Origin of the sequence: Agrobacterium sp. CFBP 3001 (assembly GCF_027871605.1) — a bacterium.
GTDB lineage: Bacteria > Pseudomonadota > Alphaproteobacteria > Rhizobiales > Rhizobiaceae > Agrobacterium > Agrobacterium leguminum.
Genome location: NZ_JAQAHD010000005.1, coordinates 247853 through 264005 on the forward strand (window position 1 = coordinate 247853; position 16153 = coordinate 264005).

General features: G+C 60.8%; 16 protein-coding genes. 12 read left to right on the forward strand and 4 right to left on the reverse strand.

Annotation, left to right across the window (positions count from 1 at the left end; all coding sequences use genetic code 11):
• Positions 1 to 124 precede the first annotated feature (124 nt).
• On the forward strand, positions 125 to 1033 hold the full coding sequence (gene rarD, locus PH605_RS09675; protein ID WP_142844806.1) for an EamA family transporter RarD: 909 nt from the start codon (positions 125 to 127) through the stop codon (positions 1031 to 1033).
• Positions 1034 to 1087: 54 nt separating this feature from the next.
• On the opposite strand, the gene PH605_RS09680 is transcribed toward rarD, so the two are convergent.
• Positions 1088 to 2848 (reverse strand): peptidoglycan D,D-transpeptidase FtsI family protein, encoded by a 1761-nt coding sequence (locus PH605_RS09680; protein ID WP_142844805.1) that lies wholly within the window; start codon positions 2846 to 2848, stop codon positions 1088 to 1090.
• Positions 2849 to 3097: 249 nt separating this feature from the next.
• A complete protein-coding gene (locus tag PH605_RS09685) occupies positions 3098 to 3718 on the reverse strand; it encodes a TIGR00730 family Rossman fold protein (protein ID WP_142844804.1) in 621 nt (206 codons plus the stop codon).
• Positions 3719 to 3874: 156 nt separating this feature from the next.
• Between PH605_RS09685 and PH605_RS09690 the strand changes: the two genes are divergently transcribed.
• The 6 genes from PH605_RS09690 to PH605_RS09715 all read left to right on the forward strand — a co-directional run bounded on the left by PH605_RS09690 (position 3875) and on the right by PH605_RS09715 (position 11616).
• Positions 3875 to 5881, forward strand: a complete 2007-nt coding sequence (locus PH605_RS09690; RefSeq protein WP_142844803.1) for a LysM peptidoglycan-binding domain-containing protein — start codon at positions 3875 to 3877, stop codon at positions 5879 to 5881.
• A 110-nt stretch (positions 5882 to 5991) separates the two neighbouring features.
• Positions 5992 to 7878 carry an ABCB family ABC transporter ATP-binding protein/permease gene (locus PH605_RS09695; protein WP_142844802.1) on the forward strand — a complete coding sequence of 629 codons (1887 nt, stop codon included), beginning with the start codon at positions 5992 to 5994 and terminating at the stop codon, positions 7876 to 7878.
• A 162-nt stretch (positions 7879 to 8040) separates the two neighbouring features.
• Positions 8041 to 8739, forward strand: coding sequence for a phosphatidylserine decarboxylase (locus tag PH605_RS09700; protein WP_003520681.1), 699 nt, complete (start codon positions 8041 to 8043; stop codon positions 8737 to 8739).
• Positions 8740 to 8761: 22 nt separating this feature from the next.
• Positions 8762 to 9631, forward strand: a complete 870-nt coding sequence (gene pssA, locus PH605_RS09705; RefSeq protein WP_059753142.1) for a CDP-diacylglycerol--serine O-phosphatidyltransferase — start codon at positions 8762 to 8764, stop codon at positions 9629 to 9631.
• A 172-nt stretch (positions 9632 to 9803) separates the two neighbouring features.
• Complete coding sequence (locus PH605_RS09710; RefSeq protein ID WP_003496883.1) at positions 9804 to 9935, forward strand: hypothetical protein; 132 nt, start codon at positions 9804 to 9806, stop codon at positions 9933 to 9935.
• A gap of 388 nt (positions 9936 to 10323) precedes the next feature.
• Entirely contained in the window at positions 10324 to 11616 is a 1293-nt protein-coding gene (locus PH605_RS09715; protein ID WP_078054109.1) for a GGDEF domain-containing response regulator, read from the forward strand.
• A 224-nt stretch (positions 11617 to 11840) separates the two neighbouring features.
• Here the strand turns inward: PH605_RS09715 and PH605_RS09720 are convergent, their stop codons facing one another.
• Positions 11841 to 12602: an SOS response-associated peptidase gene (locus PH605_RS09720; RefSeq protein WP_142844801.1), complete on the reverse strand. Its 762-nt coding sequence runs from the start codon at positions 12600 to 12602 to the stop codon at positions 11841 to 11843.
• 10 nt (positions 12603 to 12612) lie between these two features.
• Positions 12613 to 12936, reverse strand: a complete 324-nt coding sequence (locus PH605_RS09725) for a YnfA family protein (RefSeq protein ID WP_142844800.1) — start codon at positions 12934 to 12936, stop codon at positions 12613 to 12615.
• Between the two features lie 132 nt (positions 12937 to 13068).
• Between PH605_RS09725 and PH605_RS09730 the strand changes: the two genes are divergently transcribed.
• The 5 genes from PH605_RS09730 (at position 13069) to ygfZ (ending at position 16151) form a co-directional block, all read left to right on the forward strand.
• The gene (locus tag PH605_RS09730) at positions 13069 to 13485 is read left to right on the forward strand and encodes an NUDIX hydrolase (RefSeq protein WP_003520673.1); all 417 of its coding nucleotides are present in this window, start codon (positions 13069 to 13071) and stop codon (positions 13483 to 13485) included.
• A 113-nt stretch (positions 13486 to 13598) separates the two neighbouring features.
• Complete coding sequence (locus PH605_RS09735; protein WP_142844799.1) at positions 13599 to 14036, forward strand: TIGR02301 family protein; 438 nt, start codon at positions 13599 to 13601, stop codon at positions 14034 to 14036.
• A 105-nt stretch (positions 14037 to 14141) separates the two neighbouring features.
• Positions 14142 to 14399, forward strand: a complete 258-nt coding sequence (locus PH605_RS09740; protein WP_003501987.1) for a hypothetical protein — start codon at positions 14142 to 14144, stop codon at positions 14397 to 14399.
• 14 nt (positions 14400 to 14413) lie between these two features.
• The gene (locus tag PH605_RS09745) at positions 14414 to 15181 is read left to right on the forward strand and encodes a hypothetical protein (RefSeq protein WP_142844798.1); all 768 of its coding nucleotides are present in this window, start codon (positions 14414 to 14416) and stop codon (positions 15179 to 15181) included.
• A 121-nt stretch (positions 15182 to 15302) separates the two neighbouring features.
• A complete protein-coding gene (ygfZ, locus tag PH605_RS09750) occupies positions 15303 to 16151 on the forward strand; it encodes a CAF17-like 4Fe-4S cluster assembly/insertion protein YgfZ (RefSeq protein ID WP_142844797.1) in 849 nt (282 codons plus the stop codon).
• The last annotated feature ends 2 nt before the right edge of the window (positions 16152 to 16153 follow it).

A 16153-nucleotide genomic window follows, 5' to 3' on the forward strand; every position in this document is an offset into this window, starting at 1 on the left:
AGCGGAAGAACAGGCACGCACCTGTTCCATGCAGTTTTTCTCATGAACCCTTCACGGAAATGAATTGGCCGCCACTGTGGCGATCCGTTATAAAACGCTATCCGAACAATTGGCGGTACTCCCCATGGCAGTCGACAAATCGCTCCCGGCCCAGGAGGGCGGCGACAGCGCGCGCGGTTTTGCTTTCGCGCTTTCCGCTTATCTGCTCTGGGGGTTTCTTCCCTTTTACATGAAGGCGGTTGCGCATATTTCGCCGATCGAGGTCATCGTCCATCGCGTCGTCTGGTCGGTGCCGATTGCGGCGGTTGTGCTGATTGCGCTCGGGCGCACGGCGGAAATCAGAACCGCGCTCAGAACCCCCAAGATGCTGGCAATGGCCAGCCTGACGGCCATCCTCATCAGCATCAACTGGGGCGTCTATATCTGGGCGATCGGCGCAGGCCGCGCGCTCGATGCCGCACTTGGCTACTTCATCAATCCGCTGTTCAGTATTTTCCTCGGTGCGGTTCTCCTCAAGGAAAAGCTTTATCCGGCGCAGATCGCCGCCATCGGCCTCGTGGCGCTGGCGGTGGCCATCCTCACCTGGCATGCGGGCAGCCTGCCCTGGGTGTCCATCGCGCTCACCGTGTCCTGGGGTTTTTACGCCTTTTTCCGCAAGACTTTGCCGATTGGCGCGACGCAGGGCTTCCTGCTGGAAGTCATGCTTTTATCCATCCCCGCCGTGCTCGTGATGATCTGGCTTGCCTTCAACGGACAGGCGCATTTCATGGGCGGCAATTCCGCCGATACCTGGCTTCTGGCGACAAGCGGGCTCATCACGGCCGTGCCGCTCATCCTCTATGGCAATGGCGCGAAACTGCTGCGGCTGTCGACCATTGGCATCATGCAATATATCGCGCCGACGATGATCTTCCTCATCGCCATCTTCGTCTTCAAGGAGCCGTTCGACATGGTGCGCATGGCCGCCTTTGCGATGATCTGGGTGGCGCTGGCGATCTATACCGGCTCCAGCCTGCTGCGGCTCAAGCGGTAATCCGGGCTGCTTCCCTCATTCCTTTGCTCATCACGGGAATGGGGAGAAGTGGCGTCAATAATCCACCAGCAATTGCGGGTTGGCATCATAGCCGAAACGCGGTTTAACGCCGAGAAGGCCTGCCGTCTGGGCGATGATTTCGCGGGTCATGGGGGCTGCGGTGGAGGCCGCCGTGCGCCCGCCGTTCACGCCGGTTCTCGGGGCGTCGATCATCGTCAGCACAACATATTTCGGCTTGTGCATGGGAAAACCGGCCACGAAGGCGTTGAAATTGATATCCTTGGCGTAACGGCCATTGATCACCTTGTCGGCGGTTCCGGTCTTGCCGCCCACATGAAATCCTTCCACCTGCGCGCCACGGCCGGAACCCTTGATGCCGTTCCAGTTGAACAGGTAACGCATATCGGCGCTCGTCCTGTCGTTGATGACGGTGCGCGCGAGCGATGCGGCAGCCTCTTTCGAACGCGGCAGGAAGGTCGGCGAAATCAGGTTGCCGCCATTGATCAGCGCGGCAGCGGCCACCGCCGTCTGCAACGGGGTGGTGGCGACGCCGTGGCCGAAGGAGATGGTGACGGAATTGATCTTCTTCCAGTTTCTCGGCTGGGTGGGCGTCGCAACGCCCGGCATTTCCGTGTCCATCCGGGTGAGAAGCCCGAGCTTCGTCAGGAACTGCTGATGGCCTTCGACGCCAACCTTGTCGGCCACCGCCGCCGTGCCGATATTCGATGAATATTGAAACACTTCCGGAATGGAGAGCGGCCGGTTCCGGCCCTTGAAATCCTTGATGGTGAAGCCGCCCATGCGGATCGGCCGCGACGCATCCACCACCGAACCCAGTGTGATCGCCCCGGCATCCAGCCCCATGGCGAGCGTAAAACTCTTGAAGGTGGAGCCCATTTCGAAGGTGGCGTTGCTCATCCGGTTGAACCATCCCTTTTCGTACTCCTTGTCTATGCTGCCATCGGCAAGGGTGCGGGAAGGTTCGTTCGGATCGTAATCCGGCACGGAGGCCATGGCCAGCACCTCGCCCGTCTCCACATCGAGGATCACTGAACCTGCCGCTTCGGCCTGATAGGCGCTTTTCGCCTTCACGACCACTTCGCGGACGATGTTCTGTACCCTGAGATCGATGGAGAGACGCACCGGCTCCAGCGGCGCGCCGCTGGCAAGACCCACGGCGCGCAGATCGGCCAGGCCCTGCTGGTCGAGATAACGCTCCATGCCGGCAAGCCCCTGATTGTCGACATTGACGTGGCCGATAATATGCGAAGCGGTGGGGCCACCCGGATAAAACCTCCGCTTTTCCGGCCGGAAGCCGATGCCCGGTATGCCGAGATTGAGAATATCCGCCTGCTGCCGGGGCGTCAGCTGGCGTCGCAGCCATTGAAAGCCGGTATCCGAGCGCAACCGGCGGTGCGTTTCACGCCAGTCGAGATTGGGAATGACGGTCGCGAGTTTCTCCACCACCTCATCCGGATCGACGATCCGGCGCGGATCCGCATAGAGCGAGACCATGTTGAGATCGGTCGCCAGAAGCGTGCCGTTGCGATCGATAATATCCGGACGGGAGGCGACGGCGTTGGCACCGGTATTGATCCATGCGGTCGCCACCGGTTCGGCAAGACCGTATTGGACGAGACGCGCCGCGACGACGCCATAGATGGCGACGAAGACGGCGATCAGGATGCCGAGCCTCATGCGCGCGTCGACCCTGCGGCGGGCGGCGGAACCGAGGAGCGCCTCCCTGCCCTGCGCGGAATTTCTCTGAATAATAAAATGCGCCCGGCTTTTGAGCCGCACCACAAAAGCAATCATTTCCCGATGACACCCACTCTCATGGCGGCGAAACGAATTTCGCGACACCAACGCCTTATTGACGCTGGCACAGGATCGGTCGCGGGGCCATGAAAAGAGCGGGCGGGGCGAGGCCGCCGTTAAATCTGTATTAATATACACTTAAAATTGTAACGAGCCGTGAGGCGGCCGTTAACAATCGTCGCGCCGATCAGGATGAACAGACCGGGATTTAAGGCGAAAACCGCTTACGCTTTTCGCCACCCCGGCCTAGAGGCGGGAAATCACCGAAGGGTCGCCTTCCGGCTTCTGCTGCGCCAGCGCCCGGTCGATGATGGCGGGCACGATATCCTTCACCTCGTCGATGACGAGCGGGTTGAGAAGATGCGCGCGGTGGATGAAACCCTGATCGCGCATGTGCTGCACCAGTTCCAGCATCGGGTTCCAGAAACCGTTGATATTGGCGAAGACTATCGGCTTGGCATGGCGGCCGAGCTGCGCCCAGGTCATGATCTCGACGATCTCTTCCAGCGTGCCGACACCGCCCGGCAATGTCACGAAGGCATCGGAGCGCTCGAACATCATATGTTTGCGCTCATGCATGTCCTTGGTGATGACAAGCTCGTTCAATTGTCCGAGAGAATGGCGCGTCGCCTCCATATCGACCAGAAATTCCGGTATGATGCCGGTCACTTCGCCGCCATTGGAAAGAACGCCGCTGGCAACCGCGCCCATGATGCCCTTGGTGCCGCCGCCGTAGACGAGGCGAATGCCGTTTTCGGCAATGGATTTCCCAAGCGCGCGGCCCGCTTCCATATGGGCCGGATCACGTCCGGGCTGGGAGCCGCAATAAACGCAGATGGATCGAATCGCTGTATTTTTGTCCGTCATGAAGGGAAGGAACTATGTGCGATGCGGCACGTCAAGAAAATTTGGGAAATCCCTTGCAAATATGGCCTTTTGGCCACTCGCCGCTTGTCTGGCGCAAGGTAAGACGCTAGCAATCTCAACTCGTGTGAAAAGCTTGAAATACCCGGAGATTCCAGGATGAAAAACAATAAGGCCGGTTTGCTGGCGCTGATCGTGCTGGGCGTTGCGTCCCTGCTCATGATCTTTTTCGTCCTGCCGCGGATTTCAAACGACGGCAAACCGATCGGCGACGCCATCAACGAGGCCGGCAACGCCGTGAAGAACAGCGTTGAAATGGGCGCAGACAAGGCGGGCGACATTCTCTCCGACGCCGCCGAGGAAACCGCCAATATCGCCGACAAGGTCGGGCGGCGGGCCGCTTCCGCCACCCAGTCGATCAAGGATCTGACGACGCTTTTCGCCGATAGCAAGGTTCCCTCAGACGCCGATTTCGCGGCGGCGCGCAAGAAGGTCGAGACCTCGCTCAAGGAACTGACGAATATCGAAATTCCAGAGTCGCTGGACGAAACGACGTCGCGCCTCATCACCACCGCCCGCACGGCGGCCGAGCGCACCACGGCCTTCCTGCGCGGCCTGCCCGACAATGCGGCGGCGGCGGCAGCACAGGTGCGTCGTCTGGCAGGCGTTTTCGCCGGCACCGACGATGGCGCGCCCGAACCGGCAAAACCGGCCGCAGCACCGCCCGATGCGGCACAATCGTCTGCCGCCACGCCGACTTTCGACGTGCTGCGCGTCGAGCCGGACGGTTCGGCCGTGATTGCCGGCAAGGCACAGCCCGGCGCGAAGCTCGAAATCTTGAGCAACGGCAAGGTGGTCGCCCAGACGACCATCGACGGCACCGGCGATTTCGCCGCCGTTTTCGACAATCCGCTTCCCCCGGGCGATCACGAGCTGGTGCTGCGTTCGACCGATGCCAGCGGTAAGGCGACGCAATCCGAAGAAGTGGCCACGGTTTCCGTGCCTGACGGCAAGACGGGCGAGCTTCTGGCCATGGTTTCCAAGCCCGGCAAGGCAAGCCGCGTGCTGGCCATGCCGGAGGCGGCTCCGCCGGCGCTCCAGCCGCAAGCCGCGCCGTCGCAGCAGCCTGCGGCGACATCTGAGCCCAGCGCCAACACCGCCTCCGCACCGCTCGCCGGTACTGCGGCTCCGTCCGCCGCGGCCCCGCTGACGTCGAGCGTCCAGGTGACTGCCGTCGAGTTCGAGGGATCGAAGATTTTCGTCGCGGGCTCTGCACCTGCCGGTTCAACGGTGCGTGCGCTGGTCGATGACAGGGAAATCGGCAAGAGCACCACGGAAGCCTCCGGCCATTTCGTCGTCGAAGGCGATGTCGATCTTAGCGTCGGCAGCCATATCATCACCGTCGAGGAACTGAATGCCGACGGCACCGCGAAGGTGCGTGTGCGCGTTCCCTTCGAGCGGCCGCAGACCGACCAGGCAACCGTCGCCATGCAGACGCCGTCCGCTTCGTCGTCAGCAACCACGACTGCGGCGCCGGCTGAAAACCAGAGCACGGCAAGCGACCGCGCCACTTTCGAAAAGCTGCGCGCCGATGTCGCCAAGGCCTTCGGCATTCTTTCCAACCTCTACAAGGATCAGGCCACGCCTGCGCTCGATCAGGCCATTGCCGGCCGCTCCGCCGTCGTCATCGGCCTCAAGTCGCTTTCGGAATTCCGCACCGCAGCCGCGACCGAACCCGCCTTCACCGCTTTTGCGGGCGATATTACCGCCAAAGCGCGTCAGTTGCTGACATCGGTTGAAGCATGGCCGAACGATGTGGCGGCAATCGGCAAGGGTATTGCGTCTCTGGCAAGCCGCCTTGCCGAACTCCACATCACGGCACCCGCCGCTCCCGCGCCACAGGCGCCCGCCGGCCCGCAGACCTTCGAGCAGGCGCCGCTGGCCGAGAGCCAGAACAGCGTCATCATCCGCCGTGGCGATACGCTTTGGCAGATTTCCCGTCGCGTTTATGGTCAGGGCGTGCGTTACACCACGATCTACCTCGCCAACGAAGATCAGATCAAAAACCCCGATCTGATCGAGCCCGGCCAGATTTTCGGCGTGCCGAAAGAGGCGCTGCCGAATGCGGAAGAACTTCACCGCAAGCGGCTGAAGAGCGGCTCCTGAGCATTTGAAACGTTGCGGTGAACCCGCAACGACCCTATCTGTGACACGCGCGGCGGCTTGACCAAAGCCGCCGCCCTGCTGTCGGCTTCCGGCAGTGACCGGAGCGAATGATGGCCACGAAGAAAAAAACCATTTCGGCGGATTCCAGCAATCCCACCCAGACGCTGATCAATCTCTGGCCCTATATGTGGCCGGAAGGGCGGTGGGACCTGAAGATGCGGGTGATCTGGGCCACCGTGTACCTGATCGTCGCCAAGCTGGTGCTGATCTCCGTTCCCTATTTCTTCAAATGGGCGACCGATGCGCTGAACGGCCGGCTGGACATGGCCGGGCTTGTTCCCGCCTTCCTGCTCGGCGCCGTCGCGCTGGTGATCGCCTATAATCTGACGCGGCTGATACAGGTCGGGCTCAACCAGCTGCGCGATTCGCTTTTCGCCAGCGTCGGCCAGCATGCGGTGCGTCAGCTCGCCTACAGGACCTTCGTGCATATGCACCGGCTTTCTTTGCGGTTCCATCTGGAGCGCAAGACCGGCGGGCTGTCGCGGGTCATCGAGCGTGGCACCAAGGGCATCGAAACCATTGTCCGCTTCACCATTCTCAACACCGCGCCGACCTTTATCGAATTTCTGCTGACGGCAATCATTTTCTGGGCCTCCTACGGTTTTTCCTATGTGCTCGTCACGGTCATCACGGTCTGGGCCTATATCTGGTTCACCGTGCGGGCCAGCAACTGGCGTATCGGCATTCGCCGCGCCATGAACGACAGCGACACAGACGCCAATACCAAGGCGATCGACTCGCTTCTGAATTTCGAAACCGTCAAATATTTCGGCAATGAGGAGATGGAGGCGCGGCGTTTCGACGTCGCCATGGAGCGTTACGAAAAATCGGCGATCTCCATCTGGACCTCGCTAGGCTGGCTGAACTTCGGCCAGGGTGTGATCTTCGGCATCGGCTCCACCGTCATGATGGTGATGTCGGCGCTTGCCGTTCAGCGCGGCGAACAGACCATCGGCGATTTCGTCTTCGTCAATGCGTTGCTGCTGCAGCTTTCGGTGCCGCTCAACTTCATCGGTTTCGTTTATCGCGAAATCCGCCAGGGCCTGACCGACATCGAACAGATGTTCGATCTTCTGGAGGTGGAGGCGGAAGTCACCGACAGGCCAGATGCAAAGCCGCTCGCAGCCGGACCGGGCGCGATCTCCTTCCGCGACGTGCACTTCGCCTATGACCCCGAAAGACCGATCCTGAAGGGCGTTTCCTTCGACGTGCCGGCCGGCAAGACGGTGGCCATCGTCGGCCCTTCGGGTGCGGGAAAATCGACGATCTCGCGGCTGCTTTATCGCTTCTACGATATTCAGGAAGGCTCCGTCACCGTCGACGGGCAGGATATTCGCGAAGTGACGCAGAAGAGCCTGCGCTCGGTGATCGGCATGGTGCCGCAGGACACGGTGCTTTTCAATGACACGCTCGCCTACAACATCCGTTATGGCCGCCCCTCGGCCACCGACGAGGAACTGAGGGCTGCGGCGGATGCGGCGCAGATCAGCGCCTTCATCGGCAAGCTGCCGGAGGGTTACGCCACCATGGTCGGCGAACGCGGCCTGAAGCTTTCCGGCGGGGAAAAACAGCGCGTGGCGATTGCCCGCACGATCCTCAAGGCGCCGCCGATCCTCATTCTCGACGAGGCGACTTCGGCGCTCGATACGCATACGGAACAGGAAATCCAGAGCGCGCTCGACATCGTCTCGAAGAACCGCACGACGCTGGTTATCGCCCACCGCCTTTCCACCGTCATCGGCGCGGATGAGATCATCGTATTGAAGGACGGGCAGATCGCCGAACGCGGCACGCACAGCTCGCTGATGGGGCAGAACGGCCTCTACGCCTCGATGTGGAGCCGCCAGCGCGAGGCGATCCGCGCCGAGGAAATGCTGCGCCATGTGCGTGAAACCGACGATCTGGGTGTCATCGACCGCGGGGAACCCGCCCATTGATGGCTGTACCCCGGGGTAACAGGGCCAACGGGCGCACCCCACCATTGCCGGGCGGCCTTTTTGGCTGTAACCAGCTAGGCAAAATTTGTCGCATTGCCGTTTGGATCGTGTCGTATCGCGACCATATAGACGCGACAGACGGAAACCGGAGCAAGGAATCTCATGAATCTGTTCGACACCATTCGCAACACCATCGTACCGATCCACAAGGAAGGTTATGTCTTTGTGGCGGCCTTCTTCGTCGCATCGCTGGTGCTCGGCTGGATCGCCGAACCGCTGTTCTGGGTCGGTCTGGTGCTGACGGCCTGGTGCGCCTATTTCTTCCGCGATCCCGAGCGCGTCACGCCGCAGGATGACGACCTCATCATCAGCCCGGCCGATGGCAAGGTTTCCGCCGTGCAGAGCGTCGTTCCGCCGCTGGAGCTGGAACTCGGCAAGGAGCCGCTGGTGCGCATCTCGGTGTTCATGAACGTGTTCAACTGCCATGTGAACCGTTCGCCGGTACGCGGCCGTATCGTCAATGTCGCCTACCGTCCCGGCCTCTTCCTCAATGCCGAAGTCGACAAGGCTTCCGAAGACAATGAGCGCAACGGCCTCGTCATCGAGACATCGCACGGCAAGGTCGGCGTGGTGCAGATCGCCGGCATGGTTGCACGCCGCATCGTCTGCTGGGTAAAGCCGAATGAACCAGTCGATGCCGGTGAGCGTTTCGGTCTTATCCGTTTCGGTTCGCGCCTCGATATCTTCCTTCCCGCAGGTTTCGAGCCGCGTGTATCGGTCGGCCAGACGGCGATTGCCGGTGAAACCGTGCTCGCCGAATTCGGCTCCGCCAAGGGTCCGGTCGTCAGCCGCCGCGGCTGACGGAAACAGGAAGGGCATGCGCATGGAAACGCCGATCGCCGAGCCGCAACAGAACGGCAAACCCGAGGGCCGCAGCGATAGCGGCCGTGGACCGCGGCTGAGGGAAATTCCCTTTCGCCTCGTCGTTCCCAATCTCATCACCGTTCTGGCCATCTGTGCGGGGCTGAGCGGCGTGCGTCTCGCCATCGAGGGGCGGTTCGAGCTGGCCGTCGGCATGGTGCTGCTGGCCGCCTTCCTCGACGGCATAGACGGGCGCATCGCCCGCATGATGAAAGCGACGTCCAAATTCGGCGAGCAGATGGACTCGCTGGCCGATATCGTCAATTTCGGCGTCGCGCCTGCGCTGGTGGTCTATGCCTACCTTCTCGATCAGGCACGCTCCATCGGCTGGATCGCCGCCCTCATTTACGTCATCGCCGCCGGCCTGCGTCTTGCGCGCTTCAACGTCATGATCGAGCGGCCGGTGAAGGCGCCCTGGCAGAATGAGTTCTTCGTGGGCGTTCCCGCCCCGATGGGCGCCATGCTGGTGCTGCTGCCGGTTTATCTCGGCTTCCTCGGCGTCGAGCCGGACAAGCCCTTCGCCTATGTCGCCGCCGCCTATACCGTGCTGATCGGTTACCTCCTCATCAGCCGCCTGCCGGTCTGGTCGGGCAAATCCGGCACCAGCCGCATTCGCCGCGATCTGGTGCTGCCGATGATCCTCGTCGTCGTGCTTTATGTAGCGATGCTGATGAGCTTCACCTGGGAAGTACTGGTTCTGACGGTTGCCGCCTATCTCGTTTTCATTCCCATCAGCGCTCGCCTCTGGCATCGCCGCTACGGCACGCTGACCATCGAGGAAGACGGGCATGACGACGCCAATGGCGGCAACGGCCTCGATCGCGGTATTTAAAACCGCAGGTTTATTTTTTCTCGCACAAGCCGGCGCAGGATGTGACGCAAAATGTCGCAGCCTGAAAAGCCGGTTTCGTTTTTCTTCGCCTCGAATCCGTCAAGATTAGCCGCGAAAGAAGTGGCTCACACGCATCGCAACGGCGATTGGCGTGAATTGTGGAGAGAGAGAAATGACGAACGAGACGAAGGCGCAGCCGCAGGCGAAGCCCGACCTCAACAGCCACTACCGCCCGCTCGGACTGAAGGCCGTTGCGGCCGCAGCCCTGATGCTGAAGCGCAAGCCTGCCGCCAAAACCGCCTGAAAATATTCGGTTTTTTGATTTTTCGAATTTTGCGGACTGTCTGGAAAACGGAACGTTCCCAACGGAAAATCGACAATCACGCGGCGCCTTTTCCGGGCGCCGTTTTTGTTTCAAGCACTGCCGCTAAACTGCAGAGCGTCAGTCTTTCATAAAATCGGCAGCCTTCTGTAACGAAGCTGCAACGAAAGTGTAGTAAAAATCTCGCCTTCCACAAGAAGGCTATACGAACACCGACGTATAGATTAGTGAATACAAAAGAACTTTTCTATTCCGCATTTTTTTCCACAACAATGCATAAGCCGGCTTTCGAATCCGCAGACACGCGGATGACGAATATTCGGCGTTGAGGAAAGATTGTGAAGACAGGCCAGGGGGGCTTGGGACGGCCATGCAGGATAAAATCCTTCTGATTGAAGATTCCGTTGCTCTTTCCATGCTGCTGAAGACGCGGCTTTCGGAAGAAACGGAAGCCGAGGTCGTCCATTGCGACAGCATGGCCGCAGCCGATACCCTCATGCAGGCCCATAATTTCACGCTGGCGCTGACGGGCCTTAACCTGCCCGATGCGCCGAAGGGCGAAATTCTCGCACTTCTATCCGAGCGCAAGGTGCCGGCCATCGTTTTCACCGCCACGGTGGATGAGGAGGCGCGCAAGCGCTACGCCGAAAAGAAGATCATCGATTACATCGTCAAGGACGGTCATCGCACCGTCGATGCAGTCGTCAGAACCGTCCAGCGGATTTTGAACAACAAGCTATTCTCCGTTCTTGTGGTCGATGATGTGCGCGCGGCACGGTCCGGCCTCGTGGAAATTCTGGAGCGGCAAAATTTCAGGGTCAGCGAGGCCCACTCCGGCAAGCAGGCGCTGGAAATCCTGTCGCAGAACCCGACGATCCAGCTCGTCATCACCGATTATCATATGCCTGACATGGACGGTTATGAGTTGACGCGCCGCATCTGCGACAGCCGCTCATCCGAAGATTTGCGGGTGATCGGGATATCGTCCTCCACAGACCGGTTGCTTTCGGCAAGCTTCCTGAAGGCTGGCGCCTCGGATTTCGTCTACCGCCCCTTCGTGCCGGAAGAATTGCAGTGCCGCATCGATAACAATATCGAGACGTTGAAGCAGCTCAAACGCCTGCGCGAACTGGCCGAACGCGACCACCTTACCGGCCTGCCGAACCGCCGCTCCTTCTTCGAGCGCACGCGGGCGCTGATGGATGTCATCAACGGCAATGACGAGAGCGGCGCCATTGCCATTCTCGACATCGACCATTTCAAGAAGATCAACGACACGCTGGGCCACGATGCCGGCGACAGGGCGCTGAAAAAGCTGGCCGAACTGCTGCATGACATGTGTGACGAGCAACGCCACATTCCCGCCCGCCTGGGCGGCGAGGAGTTTGCCGTGTTCCTGCGCGGGCTGGATGCGCACGCCGCCTATCAGTTCTGCGAGGAGCTGCGCGGACAGGTGGAAAAGAACGGCCGGCAGCTGAGCGGTAGCAGCCTCGCCCTGACGATTTCGCTCGGCGTCGTGGAGATCGAAAAGGGCGAGCCCTTCGACAACCAGCTGAATGCGGCGGACCAGCTGCTCTATCTCGCCAAGGCGAATGGCCGCAACCGCGTTTATTCCGACATCATGATCCAGGAAGGCCTGCAGAAGATCGGGCGGAACGGCTGAGTTTTCTGAACAAGATAGTCTTGCGTGGGATCGAGCGCGTGCCGCTTGTTTCTTCTCCCCGCCGGGGAGAAGGTCGCGGCAGCGGGATGAGGGGGCAAGCTCTCCGCATCTCTGTTCCGTAGCCCCCTCATCTGACCCTTCGGGCCATCTTCTCCCCGGCGGGGAGAAGAAATATGCGGCGACTTCCAGCTCAAACGATTATGCGCAAATGCGCAGACCATTCTTCAAAACAATGACATCTGCCCTTCGTCCTTTGCCGGCTTGATCTTCGCCAGCGGCGCGCTTTCCGGCACCGGCTCGATGAGATCCGCGCCGACATTGGCGACCTTGTTGACCTTGTCCGATACCGGGATCATCTCGAAAAAATCATCCTGAACCGGCCGCATCAGATCGGCGACCTCGCGCGGCTCCTGGGCCTTGCAATCCAGCCAGCGGCTGAAATCCTCGGGCGCGATGACAACAGGCATGCGGTCGTGAATACGGCCGATCGCGGCATTGGCGGCGGTGGTGAGGATCGCGCCGGTATCGACCTCCGAGCCATCGGCGGAAGACCAGGTTTCCATGAGACCGGCGAAGGCGACGATGCCGCCGCTTTTCGGGCGGATGAAATAGGGCTGCGGTTTGCCGCCCTCCTCCTTCGGCGGGCGTCGCCATTCGTAAAAGCCGGTTGCCGGAACGAGGACGCGGCGATGGCGCATGGCGGCGCGGAAGGAGGCCTTGCCGATGGCGGTTTCCGACCGCGCATTGATGAGCAGCGGAAAATCCTTCGAATCCTTCACCCAGCCCGGCATAAAACCCCAGCGGACCAGCACGGCCCGGCGATTGGGCAGGTTGCTGCCGCGCTCCTGCCGCTCCCCCTCCATCACGACCAGAATGGGCTGCGTCGGCGCGATGTTGAAACGGGCGGGAAAATCCTCAAGGCCGATCAGATCGAGATAATCGGCGATCTCTTCCGGCGTCGCCTTCAGCACGAAACGTCCGCACATGCTTTTCTCCTCAACCCCTTGGTCCGAACAGGATGATGGCGGTGCCGGCAAGGCAGATGGCGCCGCCGGCAATGTCCCACCAGTCCGGCGCATGCCCTTCCACGCCCCAGAGCCAGAAGAGCGAAGCAGCAATGTAAATCCCGCCATAGGCGGCATAGGCCCTGCCCGCCGCCTCTGTCGGAACCAACGTCAGAAGCCACGCGAAAACGGCCAGCGCCACCATGCCAGGCAGCAATATCCACCCGGTCTTGCCGAGTTTCAGCCAGGCCCAGAAGGAAAAGCAGCCGGCAATTTCGGCAAGAGCCGCCAGGACATAGATAAGATAGACCTTCATTCCACCGTCTTTAACATGCACAATCGCGCCAGTTCCGGACTATAAGCATCGGCACGGAAACCGGAATCGATTTTTCCGAGCCACGTACCACTATAGACAGGCCGGCAACGGCCGAAACAAGCGAAACCATTCATGACCCTCCGTATCAAGCCCCGCCCCGCCTCCTCCGCCATCGTCAGGAACGGCGACCGGCTGCTTCTCGTGCGCCGCATCAACCCGCCTTCGAAGGACATGTTCGCCTTTCCGGGTGGTCGCGGCGAAGACGGCGAAACCCCGGCCGAAACGGCGCTGCGCGAATTGCACGAGGAAACCGGCATCGTGGCGCGCAGGCCGCAGCTTTTCGCGACATACGATCTTCCCTCCCGCGACGCCGAAGGGGTGCTGACGAGCCATTATTTCCTGTCGGTCTTTACCGTGGAAACCGATGCCGATCCGCTCGTGACTGTCGGTGACGATGCGGCGGATGCGGGCTGGTACACATTGGCGGAAATCCGCCTTCTGCCGGCGCCGGAAAGCGTCGTCGAATGCGCCGAGCGCCTGCTTGCATGATTGCCAGCCAGCCAGAATCGCTATTATCTAGGGCCGATCCGCCCGCCGGATGGTCGCGAGCCAACAGTTCACGAGCCAATAGTTCACGAGTATGTGTGGGGCAGAATAGAATTTTGATACGGCCAACCATCTTCCTGTCTCTTTTTCTGACAATGCTTGCCACCGCCGGGCAGCAGGGCGTCGCTTATGCGCAGCCTTCAAAACCCGGTTCCGAGGTGCGTCCGGCGGAAGCCGCGCCGCCCAAACCCGCTCCTTATGACGACAAGCTCGCACGGCTGTCGGAGATACTGGGCGCGGTGCAATATCTCAGAACCCTGTGCCCTTCTTCCGGACCGGAGGACTGGCGCAGATCGATGAGCGATCTTCTGGCTGCGGACACGGTCAACGAACCTGAACGACGTCAGCGCATGACGGCTGCGTTCAACCGTGGATACCGCTCCTTTGCGGCCATCCACACCAGTTGCACACGCGCCGCCATCATGGCAGAAGAGAACTACCGTAACGAAGGGGCAACACTCGCGCAGGAAATCGCGTCCCGGTTCGGAAATTAGAGGATTATTAACCTCTTTTCGCCGCAGGCCGTGCCGTTTTGATAAAAGGCTGCTAGTGTTGTTAACAGGGTGGTAAGGACTTGCCCGCCCTGTCGAGGATGAAAGATGCAGACAAGCCGTAACGAAATCGACGATATGATCGTGCATGAAAAGATGCAGGTCGCTCTGGAACACCAGAACGAGGCATGGGCTGACGGCATGGCCGACGGCATCGAGCCGGAGATCATCGCCGATGCCGCCATCGCTCTGGCCATGCGCGAAACCATCCGTATCCATGGCGAGGCCGGCGCTGAAGCAATGCTGGAATCGCTGCGCCAGCGCATGCTTCAGGGCGAGTTTTCGCCGCAGCGGGTAATACAGTAAAGCCGGGGTCTATCATGTCTTGCCTGAGCAAGGGGCTTTTGCGCTCTTCCGCCCTGCTGTCCATCCTGCTTGCCCTGACCGCCGGGCCGATTGGCATGCCAGGCCGCGCCTTTGCCCTTTCCGAGCTGAAGCCGGCGCAGAACACCGAAAGCGAGCCGAAGGCTGAGAATGGCGGTGAGCCGCAGCAGGCCCAGCCCGCAGAGCCGGACGAGATCGAAGGCGATTCGGAAGGCATTCCCCTGCCCGACCCTCTGGTGGACCGTTCCGCCAATCAGGCGAACCAGCAATCCTCCAAGCCCGACAACACGCCGGAAATGTCCGTGGTGATCGAGCACGACATTTCCAAGGCGCCGGAACCCGTGCGCAAGCTGCGCCAGCAGATCATCGAAGCCGCCGCCTCGGGCGATATCGAAAAGCTGCGGCCCTTCATCGCCGCCAGCCAGAAAGAATTCCGCATCGACGGCAACGACGGCGAAGACGCGATTGCGGCGCTGAAAAGCTATTCCGGCGATCCTGACGGGCTGGAAGTGCTGGCGATCATTATCGACCTTCTGTCTACCGGTTATGCCCATATCGATGCCGGCACGCCTGACGAAGCCTATGTTTTCCCCTATTTCGCCGGAAAGCCGCTGAATACGCTGACTGCGCAGGAAAAGGTGGAGCTTCTGCGCATCATCACCGCGGGCGATCTGGCGGACATGCAGGAATATGGCAATTACAGCTTCTACCGGGTCGGCATTTCGCCCGATGGCAAGTGGAAGTTCTTCACCGCCGGCGATTGATCGCATCGCGGTGCTTGCCGTTCTGTGGCAAAAATCCTAACTGTGCGGAATGAGCATTCCGGCAAAGCGCATCGGCTTTTGCCGGAGATCACAGAGTCTCGACGAACCGAACGGTGACGCCATGCCTTCCGCCCTTCTTGCCGACCGCCGCCTGATCCGGGTTTCCGGCACCGGCGCCGAGGAATTTCTGAACAACCTCATCACCGCAGACGTTGAAAACCTGCCGGAAGGCGAAGCACGGGCCGCAGCCCTTCTTACGCCGCAGGGCAAGATCCTGTTCGATTTCCTGATCTGGCGCGATGGCGGCGATTATCTGATCGAGACGGGCGTCGCCGAACAAGACGCGCTGCTGCGCCGCCTGACCATGTACAAGCTGCGTGCACCGGTCGATCTCAAAGCCGAGACTGTCGAAGGCGTGAGTGTCTTCTGGAACGAGACTGCGCCGACGGCAGGCATTCGGGATGGTCGTTTCGGCAAGGGCGGCATCGATCTTTACCGTATGCCGGGCGCATCCGCATCCGGCGACATCGCGGCCTATGATGCGCTCCGTGTCGAGCATGGGATTGCCGAATCCGGCCGGGACTATGCGTTGCAGGATGCCTTTCCCCATGATGTGCTGATGGATGTGAATGACGGCGTTTCCTTCAAGAAGGGCTGCTTTGTCGGCCAGGAAGTCGTCTCGCGCATGAAACATCGCGGTACGGCAAGACGCCGCGTCGTCACCGTTTCGGCCGAGGGCGCGCTTCCAACCAGTGGGACGGAGATGACCGCCGATGGAAAACCGGTCGGCACGCTCGGAACCGTTTGCGGCAACAGGGCGCTTGCCATCGTTCGGATCGACCGCATTGCCGATGCGTTCGCATCCGGCACGCCGCTTCTGGCGGAGACTGTTCCCGTGACCGTGGCCCTGCCCGCCTGGAGCGGCCTTTCCTTCCCGGCGGCCGATCCAGCAGCGCGGGCGGAGGACTGAGA

Bases quoted from the DNA above. Each gene is read 5' to 3' on its own strand.
- PH605_RS09725 (WP_142844800.1), bottom strand. From the start codon at position 12,936: ATGAAGGTCTATCTTATCTATGTCCTGGCGGCTCTTGCCGAAATTGCC.
- PH605_RS09690 (WP_142844803.1), top strand. From the start codon at position 3,875: ATGAAAAACAATAAGGCCGGTTTGCTGGCGCTGATCGTGCTGGGCGTT.
- PH605_RS09740 (WP_003501987.1), top strand. From the start codon at position 14,142: ATGCAGACAAGCCGTAACGAAATCGACGATATGATCGTGCATGAAAAG.
- rarD (WP_142844806.1), top strand. From the start codon at position 125: ATGGCAGTCGACAAATCGCTCCCGGCCCAGGAGGGCGGCGACAGCGCG.
- PH605_RS09680 (WP_142844805.1), bottom strand. From the start codon at position 2,848: ATGATTGCTTTTGTGGTGCGGCTCAAAAGCCGGGCGCATTTTATTATT.
- PH605_RS09715 (WP_078054109.1), top strand. From the start codon at position 10,324: ATGCAGGATAAAATCCTTCTGATTGAAGATTCCGTTGCTCTTTCCATG.
- PH605_RS09720 (WP_142844801.1), bottom strand. From the start codon at position 12,602: ATGTGCGGACGTTTCGTGCTGAAGGCGACGCCGGAAGAGATCGCCGAT.
- PH605_RS09700 (WP_003520681.1), top strand. From the start codon at position 8,041: ATGAATCTGTTCGACACCATTCGCAACACCATCGTACCGATCCACAAG.
- PH605_RS09695 (WP_142844802.1), top strand. From the start codon at position 5,992: ATGGCCACGAAGAAAAAAACCATTTCGGCGGATTCCAGCAATCCCACC.
- PH605_RS09730 (WP_003520673.1), top strand. From the start codon at position 13,069: ATGACCCTCCGTATCAAGCCCCGCCCCGCCTCCTCCGCCATCGTCAGG.
- PH605_RS09745 (WP_142844798.1), top strand. From the start codon at position 14,414: ATGTCTTGCCTGAGCAAGGGGCTTTTGCGCTCTTCCGCCCTGCTGTCC.
- ygfZ (WP_142844797.1), top strand. From the start codon at position 15,303: ATGCCTTCCGCCCTTCTTGCCGACCGCCGCCTGATCCGGGTTTCCGGC.
- PH605_RS09685 (WP_142844804.1), bottom strand. From the start codon at position 3,718: ATGACGGACAAAAATACAGCGATTCGATCCATCTGCGTTTATTGCGGC.
- pssA (WP_059753142.1), top strand. From the start codon at position 8,762: ATGGAAACGCCGATCGCCGAGCCGCAACAGAACGGCAAACCCGAGGGC.
- PH605_RS09710 (WP_003496883.1), top strand. From the start codon at position 9,804: ATGACGAACGAGACGAAGGCGCAGCCGCAGGCGAAGCCCGACCTCAAC.